This window comes from Ruegeria sp. HKCCD6647-2 (assembly GCF_057221075.1).
This window is the reverse complement of sequence record NZ_JBWVBD010000002.1, coordinates 19,597-35,631: the sequence shown is the minus strand read 5'-3', so window position 1 is coordinate 35,631 and position 16,035 is coordinate 19,597. Positions and strand designations below refer to the sequence as shown.

Genomic DNA, 16,035 nt, shown 5'->3' with positions numbered 1-16,035 from the left:
TCGGGGGGTCAGCGACGAATTCCCACATTAAGTAGGCCGCCCCTAAGGGGTCTTTAGGAAGACATGAATGTATTCGGTCAGGCGGTCGTTTTGCAGACCGGGGAACAAGCCCCGCTTCGATTTCTGGGGACGTCAGCCTAGGTTGGCACAAGCAAGGTGCCGAAAAAAGGGTGAGCGGATTGCGCTTGCCTGGGGCAGCATCAAGCTGGACACCATCCTGTCGAGGAATGGGCAGAATGGCAAAATCGCCAATCTGGTCTTTGACTATAAGCCAGCCGACATTTTGGCGGTCACGATGGGCGCATATTAACCAAATCTGGCTTCTTGCCGGTCACTTAATTCGGCAAGTTCGACTGCCTTGTCGATCAGGAACAATGCTTCCATTTTTGACGTCGCTTTCAACGCGACCTCTTCGCCAGCCTGATATGTTATCGCCTGGTCTTGCAAAACGCCTTCCACAGCATCCGCCGGAATTTCTTCCAACAGTTTTTGCAACTGCTCTGCGCTCAGTCCCTTTTGGCTGTCGTGGATCAGAAGGAATACGCCATTGCCCCAATAAGTTGCGAAATTGCGTCCTTCCTGGGTTGCCGACAAAAGTGCGGTTCCTGCCGACGCCATGGTTTTTCGAAACTCGGCGGGAGTGCTCGACTTGAAAACTTGCTCGACGTCCGCGACTTTGACCGCCACGATTTTCGAGGCCATTGAATGCATCGTCGAAAGCTGGATGACGTAGTTCTCGAATTCCGCCAACCCGATGCATCCGGGCAGATCGCCAAAATACAGCGGGTCACTTAACCGAAGGTCGGGATTAACCTCCGAATCCTTCCAAACGTAAACATCAGCTTCCATCACCTCGATGGCAGCTCTGCGCTCTGCAGCCATCCTGTAGGCGTCCGACAGCCGTTGCTTCAGATCGGAAAACTCGAAAGGCTTTGTTACGTAGTCCGTTGCCCCGACTTCGAAAGCCTCGTCTATATATTGTTTCTGAACCATGGCGGTTACCATGATTATGGGCGTAAACTTGTAGCCCGGGATCTTTCGAGCTTCTTCGCACAGAGTTATCCCGTTCATTTGCGGCATCTGGACATCCAGAAGCAAACAATCAAATGCCTCTTTACGCTCTGAAAGAATCTGCAGGGCTTCGCGGCCGCTTCGGGCTGTAACGACATCTTCATAGCCGAACGTCGCCAGGACACAGGTCAGAAGTTCCAGAATGCTAGGGTCGTCGTCTACGGCAAGTATACGCATAACTATTCACCAACTTTTTTCACCAAACCGACCTCTGGGCATTGCAGACTTAGGGCAAAGGTCGGTTGGTGTTTGAAACTCTTAGGGTTGGTTCAATCTGACGGATAAAAGCGGCGAAAGGATGACCCGTGAAAGGCGTCAGTTTGTCAGCAAACCTTAACCACAGTGCATTCAGCCTTCCAGTTGAAAGCACGTAATCCGAAGCTGCAATTGGCCTGGTGTTTGACCCCGTAAAAACCAAGAGGTAGCCCGCGTATCGGCAATTTCTGCGCTTGACTTCGGGCAAAAACACCTTTGGGTCAATTTCGCTGCGCGCGTCCGGCTGAGTCTGGAGAAAAACAATTCCTATCAATGCGTTGAATTCGGAATGTGTACCCAAAACGCTACATTATTGAGTGGTAAGTCTGCGCAAATCTATCGAAATGGCACCAGGCTATTGCACAATACATCTCATTGAGGGCGAATTGGTCACACATTCCGGTCAATTGAAAAAAATACTGCAATAAGTTGTAGACTTGCTAAGCTACATCTTGTCATAAGTGTGGCGAAATTAAGAGCAAAATATGGACAGACCACTCAGGTATGAGCAGGCATTCCCGGCGCCGAAGGTACTTCCGGACCTGGAGCCTGCCAACGACTCTAAGATTGCGCCGACGGGGACGGCGCCGCGCAATCTCTTTGCGCTCAGTCGTGATGCGCTCGAGCGTGATAGCAGGCTTGGGGGCATCCGTGCTGCGACGATGAACTTTCGCAATATGCATGAGCACGGCACATTGCTTGCGCAATACCTTGAAATCCGAAAGTCCATATTCATCGACCGCTTGAAGTGGCAGGTCGGCGAGGCCGACGGTATGGAATTCGACCAATACGATACCCCCGCCTGCCAGTGGGTCGTGCTTCACGAGTTCGGAGAAATCTTTGGTGGAGTGCGCCTCCTGCCCACCACGGCGAAATGCGGTGTGTACAGTTATATGCTGCGGGATGCCCAGAAAGGTATTCTGAAAAGCTTGCCCACCGACATTCTGTTTTTCGAAGCACCGGTCAAACCTACTGTCTGGGAAGCATCACGGTTCTTCATCACGGACAATGTTCCGTCGACACGCAGGACCATCGTCCAGCAGGAGTTGTTCCGTCAAATGACAGTGACAGCGCAAGAAGGTGGTGCGACCAGCATTCTCGGGATTGTACCTTCTGTTTGGGCGCGGTGGTCCCGGCGACTAGGGGTTGGTGCTGCACCAGTTGGCGCAAAGTTCTCGATTGATGGAACCGCAAGTCAGTCGGTTTTGTTCAACATCAAGACGCATGGGAATATCGGTTCAAGCGACGTACAGATACAAGCAGACGATATAGCCTGAGAATTGCCTTGCGTGGCAGGTTTGCTGTGGCGCGGTGCGAGTGCGACGGTGGTTTTTCATCTGGATCAGCCGACAAAGTATGCAGGGCCAGCAAGGTTGAACTTTGCGGTTCGTGCGTATCTTTCGTAGGTAAACTCCGCGGGAAGCCCGTCACTCAGACGCCGCAATCGGTGAACGTGCGCCCAAATAAGGTCAAGAAAATACCTTGTTCCTTGTTGCTTTTCTGCTTTTTTGCCGCGGTTTCGTCCTAGTCGTTTCATAGTCTGGCGTCGTTAAACAGGGCAAAAGCGGTTAGCCAGTCATGAAACATTCGATCCCCGCAAAAGAACAGTTTCAGCAGAAGTTGGAACTTCGGGCGCTGAAACAGACTACGTTCAGAGTATTGGCGGTCGATGACGAACCGGGTGTGCTGGAACTTCTTCAGACCGGACTTTCCGCATTCAAGAACTGTCATGTCACGGAGGCTGGTTCAGCCTCTGAGGCGCTGCAAAAAATCAAGATGTCTGAAACCCCGTTCGATTGCATTCTGCTGGACATTCAAATGCCGGGTACAAACGGAATTCAGCTTCTACGGAAAATTCGAAGCCTGCCGGATAATTCCGAAACACCCGTGATAATGTTGACTGCAATGAGCGACAGGCAACATGTCGAAGATGCATTTCAGGAAGGCGCATTCGACTACATTACAAAGCCGTTCGATTTTTTTGAGTTGCGCAGCCGTATGAATGCAGCGCACTTGCTGATGCAGGAGCGGATCAAGGCCAAGAGAACTATGGCGTCGGTCAAGTCCCTCAAAGAAAAGCTTGATTACAACCGGCAATTCAGTTTCGAGGATCCACTGTCTATCGATGGCCCGAAACGGTGTTTGGGATATGTCGAGTTTGACAGTTATGTCGAGAACCTTTCGCTGGGTCGCCTTTTTGACTCTTCGGTTACAGCGGTAAAATTGCAGGATGCCGAGTACCGTTACGACATGAATGACTTTGGCAGCTTCCGCCGTGCGATTTCCGATATCGGTTTCTGCATTGACAAGGTAATGAAAGACGCCGATGCAGTTTTTTCCTACCGGGGTGGCGGTGTTTTTCTTATTGTCACCCACGGCCGGGACAGCACAGATTTTCTCCCGTCTGAAGAGATTTTGAGCAGGAAACTGGGGATGGTTCTCAGTACGCGCGGTGCTTCTGCGCATCTGCGGACATTGATGAGTTCGCCAGTACCCATGCGTTCCATCTCGAAATCAGGAGCTTTGTCGGCATTGAAGATGGCCGTTGAGCAGGTAAACAATCGGGAACAGGCTTTGAGAAAGGGTGCCGCGGCACGGGTTCACACCGGTTGCGATTTTGAGGCTGAGCAAAAAGAACTCGCGAGCCCGCGCCTGTTCGAAAAGGTGCTGCACGAACTCTACGGTCAGGAAACACACCTTTCTCGAAAGTAACGAAAAGGCGGCATTAGGCCAGTATGCTCTGGGACGTTCTGGTTTCAATGACCCTACGGTATGTTGCTCGCTGCTGACGCTACGGAAGGCTGAGTGGGGCAAAGCTTTTTTGATGCGTTACCATATTACACTTTCGCAATTTCGCGCGCCTTTTCAGTCAGATACCGACGGTCGCAACTGCGAGACATTGCCTGACAGCGCAACAGTTTTGAGCGCCCGCAATGATTATTGACAAACTGTGAACTCAATTCTGGCCAACTCCGTCCTCATTGTTTGGTTAGAAGGAAACGCGAGTGCGAGTAGTGAAGATCTTGAAATGACGGTCATCGAAGCGAAACAGCCGGATCGGGTACCCGAATTTCCCGACGATAGGCTGCTGCAGAACATCAAAGACTACACTGCCATGATCACGTCGCTTCTATGGCAGCGGCAGGCGATTTTTCTCGCCTCGACGATCCTGACCGCCTTCTTTTTCAATCCCATAAATGCACTTTTGTTTTACGCAACAATCCTTATTTGCGAGCTGCAGGATTTGTATCTCGCAAAACGTGTGGCTGTTCTGAAGCCCAACCAGAGCAAAGCGATCCGCATGATGGTCGCCTGGATCCTGGTGAACACGGTTCTCAGTTCTACGGCCATCTGCCTTTATGCCGTATCAGTGGCGTTCAAACAGGAGTCCGGTGGGCATTTTACGCCTTTGTTCTTCCTTTTTGCTGCCGCTCTTTTTGCGGCAATGAACAACCATCAGTTCGTTTGGGCAATGATTGTCCGGTTGGTCATGTACGGCATTTCGTTCATGGTGATTGTTGTTAAAGACATCTGGGTCGAACAGCCTGATCTTTCGTCGGAACTTTGGCTACATTTTTTTACCGTCGTCTTCGTGATGTACTTTCTGATCGATTGTTCGCTCGTGTTTCTGGGTCTTTACCGGAAAAACCTGGAACAGTTGGAGAAACTCAAGAAAGAGCACGAACGTACCAAAGCCGCGTATATTGCGAAGACTCAGTTCATTTCGACCGTCAGTCATGAACTTCGCACGCCGCTGACATCGATCAAAGGCTCGTTGGACTTAATGAACTCAGGCGCCTTGGGTGAAATACCAGAGAAGATGCAAAGCCTTGTTTCATTGGCAAGCAAGAATAGTGAACGCCTTGCATCGCTGATCAATGATGTTCTGGATATCCAAAAAATGGAAGCCGGAGAAATGGTTTACCGCGACGATGCGATAAATGTCTGCTCACTGGTTCAGGAGGCCATAGCCTGCAACCTGGGATATGCCAGTGCTCACAACGTCGAAATCGAAGAAGACTGTCAGGGTCAGTGCGACGCGCTGATCAGGGGTGATGCGTCTCGCCTTAATCAGGTTTTGACAAATATGATATCCAACGCGGCCAAGTTTTCCTTTGACGGTGGCAAGGTCACTGTGGGGTGCAAAACTATCGGCAATCGTGTTCGGATTTTCGTTAAGGATCAGGGCGTCGGAATCCCTCCTGGCAGCAGGAACAAGGTCTTCGAGCGTTTCTCGCAAATTGACTCATCCGACGAACGGCACGCGGGCGGTACCGGGCTGGGGATGAATATTTCCAAGGAAATCGTTGAACACTTTGGCGGCACGATAGATTACCTAAGTAAAGTCGGAACAGGCACGGAATTCTTCGTGGAGTTCCCGGTTTTTGAAGGTCGTGAGAAAGAGTATTCTGGACAAGGAAGTGCACAGGAATCCAGTGAGGCCCAGCCGTAACAAGGTGGCTGGAAGGGAGTGATCCAAAACGATGCGTCGTGTTTCATTCCTTGGAAACGCAATTCCATCAGGTGTCTGTGTCTGATTGATCCAGAGCTTCCCGGATACCAGGTCATCTGGTAGACATTCGCCATGCCTGATTTTCGACCTTTAGAGCGAGACTCACTTCGACCGTTGGCAACACTTCAGGTGGGCGACAAACAGGCGGCATTTGTTGCACCTAACCTCATGACTATGGCTCAGTCCATTTTTGAGCCGGGATCAGAGATCTATGGAATTTGGGAAGGCGATTGCCCGGTCGGGTTGCTTGCCGTTGTCGATATGTCTCATCCCGAAGCACAACTCGATGATGGCGATGACCCGAATGGGATATACATCTGGCGATTGATGGTGGACCAGGCCCATCAGGGGCGCGGCCACGGCTGGTCCGCATTGGAGTTCGCCAGATCGCTGGCACAAAAAAGGGGCCGTGCCCGGCTGGTTGTCAGCGTCGTTGACGAACCCGGTGGGGCAATGCCGCTTTACGAAAGGTTTGGTTTCCGCCCGACGGGAAGAGTAATTGATGGCGAGGTCGAGTTGATCATGCAATTGGCATGAGACTTGAATATGGGGCAGGGCGGAAGCGGCCTTGTTCTGAGTGGCATCTTACCCATCAGGACGGGAGATCAGCCGACTTGAGAACCCTTGTGAAATGCGTACTCAATGTCACTCGCTACGCCGAGCCCACCAGCTTACTGATGCGTCCGGGCTTTCTGAGGGTCGTAGATCGGACCGTCGACAACAGTTGCGGTAGTGTCCAGTGACGCGCTTTTGACCCCTAAAACCGATCCGACGACAACCTCGGTTCCGACATGTGCCAGTGCCAGCGACTTGTTCATCCGGTGCGAATAACAGGGGCTGTTGATCACGCCAACCTCTTTGCCGTCCAGCAACAAGATCTCGCCGCCCTCGACTATGTCGGGATGATCGATATCGAGGCAGACGTTGCTGATCTTCTCCTGGCCTTTGGCAGCCATCAGAGCTTTCTTGCCGCGGAAGTCAGGTTTGGAGTTACTGACCGTAAAGCCCAAGCCGACTTCCCAGGGTGTATGCTCTTCCGTCATATCGTATCCATAGAACAAGAGCCCGGCCTCGATCCGAACTTTGTCCAGCGCCGTGAAAGAGCACGGCGTGACGCCTGCCTCAACGAGATTGTCCCAGATATCTGTGACTACCTCGGCGTCTGCAAAAATCTCATACCCGCGTTCACCGGAATACCCTGTGCGTGAAATGCGGCAGGGATGCCCGAACAGGGTTGCAGGCGTATGTTCAAAGTAGGCAAGTTGGGCCAGATCACAATCGCAATGCGCATTCAGGATATCCAAGGCCGCCGGGCCCTGCACCGAGACGTCGTGCAAATCGTCGGTAAATTCGACCGATACGGTTCGCCCTTCGGCAGAAGCCTGCAGCAACGCCATCGTGTCGCCCGAGCCGTGCACGATCATCCACTCATCATTGCCATTGTTTGACACGATGGCATCATCTGCAATTCCGCCTTCCTCGGTCAGTACGCAGAGATAGGCGGCCTTGCCCACAGTTACTTTGGACAAATCGCGGGTCGTCAGGTGGTCAAGCACTGACTGTGCGTCCGGTCCGCTAACAAGCACTTTTTTCAGCGGTGACATGTCAAACATACCGGCGTGGTCGCGCACCGCGTCGTGCTCATCGTTCGGGTCGCTGTTGTAGGTCCAGGCAGTTCCCATTCCGTTCCAGTCCTCCAGACCCGATCCAAGCGCTATGTGGCGGGAGGCAAGCGCGGACGTGCGGCTCAGTTCTTCGGTCATGTGCAAGGGTCCTTTCTCAATGCCATTCGTCAGGCATGCTCGCTTTGCGCTCTGTCACAAAGTCATTCAGGGCTGTTCGGAAACTTTCAGGCATCTCTGGTGGCTGATACTCTTCCAGCATCTGACGCCATCGGATGGAAGCGCGTTGATCTGCGGTCATACAGCCGTTTTCTTGCCAGGCTTCAAAGGGACCTCCGTCTGGCACCCGGGGCTCGAAATTGGCGGTGGTGTAATGGCGCAATGTGTGACCGGTCGAGAGAAAATTCTCCCCTGGCCCAGCCTCGCTATAGGCGTCGCGGCCAAAGTCTTCGTCATCGGTGTCGAATCCCTGCAGCATTTTCAGCATGGCGCCACAATGGTCGAGGTCCAGGATAAATTTCTCATATGACATCACCAACCCGCCTTCGAGCCAGCCAGCCGCGTGCCAGACCTGATGCCCGCCGGACAGAAGCGTGGCCCACATCGCGCCGGTGCTGTCCTGCATAGCTTGCCCATCCGGGGCATTCGACGCCGTTACCTGACCCCCGCCCGACCGCACGGGAACCCCCAGTCGGCGGCCCAACTGTGAGAGCGCCATGGTGGTCAGGTTGGCCTCGGGCGAGCCAAATGTCAGCCCGCCGGTGCGTAGATTCATGGTGGAATGAAAACTGCCAAACACTACCGGGCACCCTGGGCGTACAAGTTGCACCAGGGCAATACCGATCATGGCTTCGGCCAGGGTCTGGGCAGCGACGGCGGCAGGAGAGAGAGGCCCCATGGCTCCGGCAAAAATGGCGGGCGAGATACAGACACATTGGTTCGCCTCTGCATAAATGCGCAAGGATGTGGACATCACCTTGTCATAGACCAGCGGCGAGTTCACGTTGATGTTGGCTTGAATTACGGCGTTTTCATCCACGAACCTTTTGCCAAAGGCCAATCGGACCATATCAATGCTATCTTGCGCGCCTTGTGCTGACGTCACCCCGCCCATGAACGGTTTGTCCGACAGCGTGAGATGCGCCAGCATCGTGTCCAGATGCCGTTTGTTCACAGGTACATCCGTCGGTTCGACGACGATGCCGCCAGAGTGATGCAGCGCCGGCGAAAGATGCGCGAGTTTCACGAAGTTCTCAAAATCTGCCAGGGTGGCATAGCGCCGACCGCGTTCAAGATCGGATACGAAAGGCGAGCCATAGCCCGGCATCAGCACCAGATTGTCGCCGCCCAGTGTCACTGTTCGCGTGGGGTCGCGGCCGTGCAGCTGGAACTGGGCTGGTGCCGAGGCGCAAAGATGCCGGGCATGACCCGGTGCAAGCTGTACCCTGCAACCATCGATGCGCGCGCCAGCCTCGGCAAAGAATGCAAGGGCAGCCTCATCGCCTCGGAACTCGATGCCAATATGCTCCAGGATCCAATCCGCCTGGGCCTCGATGCGGGTCAATGCGACGTCGCTCAGCAGATCATAAGCGGGGATTTTGCGACGCAGATAGACCGGCGTTGTTTGCCGTGCATTGTGTCGGGTCAATCGCCCTTGGCGCGACCGGCCGCGTTGGGTGATATGTGTTTGGCTGTTCATATTTCCCAACCACCAAACTCCTGTGGGCAACTCCGACCCTTATTATTTATGAAATTTGGCGCTAATAAATCGAAATTATCTTCACTTGGTGTGCAAAAAATTTATACGCTAGACACATGCCGATTGACTTCCGCCACCACGACAGCTTGCGCCTGTTTGTCGAAATTGCCCGATACCGGAGCTTTTCTGATGCCGCCGAAGCGCTGAACATGACCAAAGGCGCAGTCAGCTATCAGATCAAAACGCTTGAGGTCGATCTGGGTTTTGCGCTTTTTCAACGCAGTTCCCGAGGGGTCCGGGTAACGGCGGTCGGGCAAAAGCTACTGAGGGCCTGTCAAAGCCGCTACGATGAGATCGAGGTGGAAATACAGGCTTTGAAGGGCGTATCTTCCAGTACACTGACTGTTGGCGTCTCTACCTATTTCGCTGCCCGTTGGTTGTCGCCGCGGCTGATGTCCTTCATGCAGGATCATCCAGAAATCCAGCTGCGACTGCAGCCCATGATCCGGTTGTTCGACCTCGACTCTCAAGGTGTAGATATCGCGATCCGCTGGGGGAGCGGACATTGGGATGATTGCGAAATCACGCCTTTTATGCCGTGCCCGGCCTTTCCCGTTGGCAACGCCGAGGCGTTGGATAAGGTAAGAAAGCGGGGTATGGCGAAGGCGATTTCCGGATTTACGCTATTACGGGATCATGATGACAGTAATGCCTGGACCGATTGGTTAAACGCCGCACAGTTGCCGCACCAGACACGCCGGGACACGTTGATCATCCCGGACCCCAATGTACGGGTTCAGGCGGTTATTGACGGGCAGGGGATTGCCCTGATGGACGCCCTGATTGACCGTGAGCTTGAAGAGGAAAAGCTGTTCCCTCTGTCCGGGTATGAGCTTAGGGACTATGGCTATTTCTTGGCTCGTCCGCGCAATGCCCGCCCCCGAGCCAGTGTCATGGCTTTCACCAGTTGGTTGCAGAAGCAGTAAGCAATACAGTTTCTGTTGAGCCTGATACACTGATGGCTAATGCAATGAAGTTCCCATCAACTTGAGTGAGTGGGTCAAGTGAAATTTTCGAACAGGTTCCTGACACTGCCTCGAAAAGCTGCTCTCTCCTGTTTTATGTGTTGTCGATAATCATCAAAGTCCCGAGTAACCTCGGCGAAGTCCTTCATAGTACCTTCCGCGAGGTTTTCAAACTCTGAGGAAAAATCGGCACTTTCGAAATCAAGTTTGAAACGACTGGGGATGGGAATGTCTATTGGATTTTTGGCCGACCCATTTTGACCAGTAATTAAGCAAGCGCCGCAGATCACCGCCTCGCGTGGAATTCGGTCTTTCCCCGGGTGATTGCCGAAATCCACATACAGTTTTACTTGTCGCAAGCAGTCGATCAGTTCGGATCGAGTCATTTTCTCAAGCGCCACCCATTCAAATCCAGGGAGTTTTTTCATCAAATGACGAGTACGCCGCATTCCTTTTTTGGGATTGTAGGCAATCAAGTCTTTTCTTTCCAGACTGGATAGACTTGATGCCTCAATAAAGGCATTGTGCAAATAATCGCCAAGTGGATAGCTGGGTATACCATGCCGGGCCAGAAACTCCGTCGCGTAGTGGCTCTGACTCAGGTGGATCAATTTCATGTCCGCCAATCTGTCAATATCGATGCGGTGTCTCAGGCCCCAATTTATTCGCATTTTGGCGCCGTCATTTTCTTCGGGAAACAGCTTTCGAGCCAGGTAATTGTCCACAGACAACCACCAAATGCAGATTTGAGCTTTCCTGATGTATTTTACCAATCCCGTTCTGGATTCCGGGATCACGAAAAGAACATCCGCATCATCTTCGAATTCCGCGGTCGGTGTTACATAGTCCGAATAGGCGCTGGGCGTTTCAAGGTTCTCGCCGAAAGGCGTGTAACACATGGCTGCATCAAAGCCGTTTGTGCAGAGCTCATGACAAAGCTGATGCAGAAGCTCTGGTCCACCGGTGACAATGGCGGGAGAAATGATCCTGATCCTCATGGGTTCAGGTTCTAGCGCTCAACCCGCGAAACCACAACGGGTACAATCCGGAACAGGACAGCGGTTAGTCGTGCGTGACAGGGCGGCCCGGGTGCCTTGGCAATGAACCGCAATACCTGTTTTGTGGAAGGCACGCCACAAGGAGTATAGGGCTGGTGATCACACCGGATGTCGTGTCCGACAATCGGATCCTGCACAAGTATTGACCCAACTGGTTGTGAACGAACTGACAGCTGTGTAGCTTCGCCTTTAGGCCATGAAGGACAAAGCTGGACCGATCTTGGTATCGACGAGCGCCATTAAAGGATTGAGGTTGCTTGGGCTGCGATGAACCACGAGGTCAGGCTGAATCAAACGGGTTCTGACCCGAGACTCGCCCGTCGGTTTAATAATATTTCAATTACCCAGACTGGGAGCTGCACGAATGCGAGGCATTTCAGGTGTTCTTGTCTGGCGCGAGCATTGGCTATGAGAATAAAGTTTGCATTGCGTCACTTCAGCCGGTGCCATGCGCTTTATCTGTAGAGACACAGGCCACGCCTAAAACAGTCTTAGAATCCTGTCCAATTCGGTCGTAACATTTTTCGGGGACACTTGTCGGGATACATCCTCCATTATCTTCAATGCCTTATTCCATTGACGATTACCAAATTCTGATTCTACGCGCGAAATGCATTCCATTATTTCATCAGGATTGGTGCTCTCGATCAGATAAGGATAAGAGTGCCCCAGATAGTGCTCTGCATCATGGACCTGTTTATTCACAAGAACATTGGCACCGACCACAGCGGCATTGAAACCTTTTGTAAAAGGCTTAAAAGAATTTCTTTTTGGTGGATCGCGCGTGCAGATGTGAAAGTTCGCGTGCGACATTTTCTGAATAAAATCGTCAGCATTCGATTTTCCATCGTATTGCGGCGTAAATACCGTTTCGGCCAATGCATCCGGCATTGTTACATTGGATGCCAATCCAAAATACCCTGGACATAGTTTGTGATCCGGCGCAGTTCCCGCCCTTAAGCGCGGGTCTGCGTGATGTCGCAAATGACGTATCTGCGTTCCGGGAACCGGGTTGAGCGAGTTCATGTTTTGATACAAAATCCGCTCGCTTTCGTAAGAAGCGGCTATGTGGATGTCGACGAACCCAGGCTCAAATGGGCCCGCGACCACGTCCAAGTGATCGACGCAGATACCTGCGGCTACGCTTTTTAGGGCTTCGCGAAAGTCTGGCCCAAGGTTTTCCGCCGCGTTTTTGTGAAAAATCACAATGGCATCTTTGCACTGTTCCACGAACCTTTTGCACATGTACGGACGTGCGCTTCTTGGCGCCAACGCCACGTCAAATTCGTAACGTTCCGAAAGATGGGACCGAGCCATCGCTGCCAACTGATCGACGCGCATGACTTTGCCGCCCATTTTCTTTTGCCCTATGCGATAGGCAAATACGACTTTTCTTTTCATTGCGTGAAACACCAAACGCGGAACAGATAGCTGGGCAAAGACCCCCGACATTCCCAGCAAGCAGGAACCACTTTAATCGCTGCGTTGTCTTCCAACCAGCCCTTTACGGAAGCTTTAGCCGCACAAATCCGCCAAAGACTTATGCAGTAACCATCTTTCGACACCCACCCGCAAAAAGTTTCGGGCATGACGGATTTCGATGAAAATTTATCCCAGATAGTCGCGCAAACCAGGGGGCGGATTCTCAAAGAGCTGAGATGTCGCAGCAGGAGGATTCACCAATCCATCCGCCACGAGGATTGTTTGTCCGGCTATTCGATGCGCGTCTTGCGGATCATGACTGACCATCAGCAAAGTTGTATTGGTCTCCGTTGTCAGGTCGGCAACGAGATCAAGCATTTCTGCCTTCAGCGCCGGTCCCAAGGCGGCGAAGGGTTCGTCCAGCAGCAACATTTCGCGACGTTGCACAAGGACCCTGGCCAGTGCGACACGACTTTGTTGCCCACCGGACAGTTCTGATGGCTTCCGGTTGCTCAATCCGTGCAGTGAGACGCGATCGAGGGCGGCTTGCACCTTGGTGTGTTCGTCCTTCGAAAGTCGTCCGTTCGGGCGCAGGCCTAGCGCGACATTCTGCTCGGCCGTCAAATGCGGAAAAAGGTTCCCATCCTGAAACAGCATGGCCAGCGGACGTTTCCCGGGGTGAAGCTCGGAAATGTCATCACCGTTCCAGAGAATTCGGCCTTGTTTGAGATCGCGAAAACCGGCAATCGCTTCTAACAATGTGGACTTTCCTGCGCCGGATGGGCCGATGATGGCAACGCTGGCTCCGGTTTCGACGCCAATATCGGCGTGAAGTGCGAAACCTCCGTTTTCGATGACACAGCCGTCAAGCTTCAGCATGCCAGCGCCCTCCGCGATCCAAAAGCCAGAATGCCCCCATCGACAGCAACAGTAGCAACAATGCGCCTCCTGCGGCGGCCTGCATCTGATACGCACCCATCAGACGATAAATTTGTAGTGGCAATGTTGCGATCTGGGGATCAGCGAACAAGGCGATTACGCCAAGATCACCCATCGATAGTGCGGCGCCGAGGCCAGCGGCAAAGCAGATTTGCGGGCGCATTCGAGGGAGCAGAACCCAGGCAAAAAAGGTCTTCTTTTCCATGCCCAGTGATAGCCCGAGCCGCCCGTGCCGCGCGACGATATCGCGGGCTGCTGGCACGAGAATGCGCAGGGCAAAGGGCAGGGCCATGACGGCATTCACCAGGGCGGTCACAGGAAGCGCCAGCGAAGTCGGGTTTGCCAGTGGACGAATCATAATGAACAGACCGGTGCCGATAACCAACGGTGACGCGGCCAGACCCAGAATTCCGCTGAGTTCGACAATTCCGTAACGCCCGGTCGCGGCGGCCGTTGCCATCGGCAGTGCAAGCATCAGCAGGATCGCAGTGCTGGCAGCGGCCACAATGATCGAGGTCAGCGCCGCGCGAAACACAATTGCTGGCATGTCAAAGAACCCCGCGAACCCCGAAATCACCACTGATGCCAAAGGGAGCAACAGGAATGCCGCCGCCGCCAAGATCCAGAACGCATCGATTGCAGGCGCCCCTCCATCCCAGCGGCGAATGGCACGATCCAGCCCTGCGCCAAGGCCATCTCTGCGCGAAAACCTGAGCGCTGCCAGCGCGGCGGCGGCTGTTAGTGCAAGTTGCAGCGCTGACAGCAGTGCAGCGCGACCAAGGTCAAAGTCATAGGTGAAGGCCTGATAGATTGCGAGTTCAAGTGTCGTCGCCCGCGGTCCCCCGCCCAGCGTCAAAGCAACGGCGAAACTTGTCAGGCAAATGGCGAAGATTACGGCCAGCACCCCGGGGAGTATCCGTGTCAGCATGGGCAGTTCGATCAACCGGAACATCGCCATGCCGTTGCAGTCCAATTGCGCGGCCAGGCGAAACCTCTCGGCGGGAACTTCCTGCCACGCCTGCAGGATGAGGCGCGTGGCCAAGGGCAGGTTGAAGAACACATGGGCCAGAACGACACCATGCAAGCCGTAGATGCGAATGGGGGCGAGGCCAAAGAACCCCAGAATGTCCGAGATCCACCCCGCACGGCCAAAGACCTGCAACAGTCCGAGGATTGCAACGATAACCGGCAGAATGAAAGGCGCGCCCAACAAGGCAATGAGGGCTTGTCGCCCCTTGAACCTTCGCCGGGCGAGTGCCCGTGCAACCGGGACGGCCAATCCCGCGCTGAACAGTGCGGACAACACCGCCTGTGTAAGCGTAAAGCGCAGGGCAGACCAGTCGGCGGGGCCAAACCCGCCGGCTGCTTCGGCACGCAGGGCGACCGCGCCGAGCGTACCCAGTATCAGCGCGGCGACCAGCGCGGCCGCGCCGATACCCGGTAACGGGCTTACTGGCTGAGCGCGCCCAGCCATTCCGCAAGCGCCTGATCCCGCATTGCGGCGGCTTCATTCGCTCCGAAGAGCAGGGATTTCTCGGGCACGATCAGAGTTTCAAACCCTTCAGGCAGTCCAGAGGCCGGCGTTACCGCCGGATACATCCAGTTGGTCGTTGGAATGATCTGTTGGAAAGCGTCCGAAACCATGAACTCCAGGAATTGATCGGCCAGTTCGGGTTGATCGGTTCCGGCCAGTTTTGCCGCAACTTCGACCTGCATGTAGTGCCCCTCGTCAAAGGCCGCCGCTGCCTTGCTGGCATCTTCCTCTGCGATCAGATGATAGGCCGGAGAGGTCGTGTAGCTGAGGACCATGTCCGCCTCACCCTCAAGGAACAGGCCATAGGCCTCGGACCAACCCTTGGTCACGGTTACGATGTTGTCGGCAAGCCCGGCCCAGATGTCCGGCGCTTCATCGCCATAGGCCGCTTTGACCCACAACAACAGCCCAAGGCCCGGAGTGGACGAGCGCGGGTCCTGAATGATGATTTTGGTGTCGCCGTCTGCAAGTTCTTGGAAATTGGCAGGCGCCGGTGAATCCGCGTTGTGGACGAACGCAAAATACCCCCAGTCGTAGGGTGCAAAGACATCATCCGTCCACTCGATCGGGAGCGTGTAGTCAGCTGTGACCGAGCTGGGGGCAAACAGACCGGTTTCCTTCGCTGCGGTCATCAGGTTGGTATCCAGCCCCAGCACGACATCGGCGTTGGAACTCTCACCCTCAAGCCGGATACGTGACAGCAGCGCCGCGCCGTCCTCGACACCAATCAGGTTCAGGTCGCAGTTGCACACTGCCTCGAAGGCTTCTTCGACCTGCGGGCCGGGGCCCCAGTCCGAGACAAAGCTGTCATAGGTATAAACGGTCAGCTGAGGTTTGTCGGCGGCGATGGCCGATGTTGCACTCAGTATTCCCGCAGCAATCATCAGATGTTTCATA

14 protein-coding genes are annotated in these 16,035 nt (G+C 54.0%); 6 read left to right on the top strand and 8 right to left on the bottom strand.

Translation table 11 applies throughout. The features are described from left to right. Positions 1–142: 142 nt before the first annotated feature. Positions 143–310, top strand: a complete 168-nt coding sequence (locus AC2TDJ_RS06215; RefSeq protein WP_480840315.1) for a hypothetical protein — start codon at positions 143–145, stop codon at positions 308–310. Here AC2TDJ_RS06215 and AC2TDJ_RS06210 read toward each other — a convergent pair. Then, positions 307–1,248, bottom strand: coding sequence for a response regulator (locus tag AC2TDJ_RS06210; RefSeq protein ID WP_480840313.1), 942 nt, complete (start codon positions 1,246–1,248; stop codon positions 307–309). The genes AC2TDJ_RS06215 and AC2TDJ_RS06210 overlap by 4 nt on opposite strands. Positions 1,249–1,811: 563 nt before the next feature. Here AC2TDJ_RS06210 and AC2TDJ_RS06205 point away from each other — a divergent pair. From AC2TDJ_RS06205 to AC2TDJ_RS06190, 4 genes are all read left to right on the top strand, one after another. Continuing rightward, complete coding sequence (locus tag AC2TDJ_RS06205; RefSeq protein ID WP_480840311.1) at positions 1,812–2,603, top strand: acyl-homoserine-lactone synthase; 792 nt, start codon at positions 1,812–1,814, stop codon at positions 2,601–2,603. Between the two features lie 382 nt (positions 2,604–2,985). Continuing rightward, a complete protein-coding gene (locus tag AC2TDJ_RS06200) occupies positions 2,986–4,038 on the top strand; it encodes a response regulator (RefSeq protein WP_480840309.1) in 1,053 nt (350 codons plus the stop codon). Between the two features lie 316 nt (positions 4,039–4,354). Beyond that, positions 4,355–5,779: a sensor histidine kinase gene (locus AC2TDJ_RS06195; protein WP_480840306.1), complete on the top strand. Its 1,425-nt coding sequence runs from the start codon at positions 4,355–4,357 to the stop codon at positions 5,777–5,779. 234 nt (positions 5,780–6,013) lie between these two features. Next, positions 6,014–6,376 carry a GNAT family N-acetyltransferase gene (locus AC2TDJ_RS06190; protein WP_480840305.1) on the top strand — a complete coding sequence of 121 codons (363 nt, stop codon included), beginning with the start codon at positions 6,014–6,016 and terminating at the stop codon, positions 6,374–6,376. 134 nt (positions 6,377–6,510) lie between these two features. On the opposite strand, the gene AC2TDJ_RS06185 is transcribed toward AC2TDJ_RS06190, so the two are convergent. Then, positions 6,511–7,602, bottom strand: coding sequence for an aminomethyl transferase family protein (locus AC2TDJ_RS06185; RefSeq protein WP_480840303.1), 1,092 nt, complete (start codon positions 7,600–7,602; stop codon positions 6,511–6,513). Between the two features lie 16 nt (positions 7,603–7,618). Continuing rightward, on the bottom strand, positions 7,619–9,160 hold the full coding sequence (locus tag AC2TDJ_RS06180) for a trimethylamine methyltransferase family protein (RefSeq protein ID WP_480840301.1): 1,542 nt from the start codon (positions 9,158–9,160) through the stop codon (positions 7,619–7,621). Between the two features lie 116 nt (positions 9,161–9,276). On the opposite strand from AC2TDJ_RS06180, the gene AC2TDJ_RS06175 reads away from it, so the two are divergent. Next, positions 9,277–10,146 (top strand): LysR substrate-binding domain-containing protein, encoded by an 870-nt coding sequence (locus AC2TDJ_RS06175; protein WP_480840299.1) that lies wholly within the window; start codon positions 9,277–9,279, stop codon positions 10,144–10,146. A 74-nt stretch (positions 10,147–10,220) separates the two neighbouring features. On the opposite strand, the gene AC2TDJ_RS06170 is transcribed toward AC2TDJ_RS06175, so the two are convergent. The 5 genes from AC2TDJ_RS06170 to thiB all read right to left on the bottom strand — a co-directional run bounded on the left by AC2TDJ_RS06170 (position 10,221) and on the right by thiB (position 16,034). Then, positions 10,221–11,183 (bottom strand): hypothetical protein, encoded by a 963-nt coding sequence (locus AC2TDJ_RS06170; RefSeq protein ID WP_480840297.1) that lies wholly within the window; start codon positions 11,181–11,183, stop codon positions 10,221–10,223. A 540-nt stretch (positions 11,184–11,723) separates the two neighbouring features. Next, positions 11,724–12,644, bottom strand: coding sequence for a hypothetical protein (locus tag AC2TDJ_RS06165; RefSeq protein ID WP_480840295.1), 921 nt, complete (start codon positions 12,642–12,644; stop codon positions 11,724–11,726). 207 nt (positions 12,645–12,851) lie between these two features. Continuing rightward, positions 12,852–13,544, bottom strand: coding sequence for a thiamine ABC transporter ATP-binding protein (locus AC2TDJ_RS06160; protein WP_480840293.1), 693 nt, complete (start codon positions 13,542–13,544; stop codon positions 12,852–12,854). Next, positions 13,531–15,078 carry a thiamine/thiamine pyrophosphate ABC transporter permease ThiP gene (locus tag AC2TDJ_RS06155; protein ID WP_480840291.1) on the bottom strand — a complete coding sequence of 516 codons (1,548 nt, stop codon included), beginning with the start codon at positions 15,076–15,078 and terminating at the stop codon, positions 13,531–13,533. Before AC2TDJ_RS06155 ends, AC2TDJ_RS06160 begins: the two co-directional genes overlap by 14 nt. Next, positions 15,054–16,034 (bottom strand): thiamine ABC transporter substrate binding subunit, encoded by a 981-nt coding sequence (thiB, locus tag AC2TDJ_RS06150; RefSeq protein WP_480840289.1) that lies wholly within the window; start codon positions 16,032–16,034, stop codon positions 15,054–15,056. The genes AC2TDJ_RS06155 and thiB overlap by 25 nt, the downstream gene beginning before the upstream one ends. Position 16,035 lies beyond the last annotated feature (1 nt).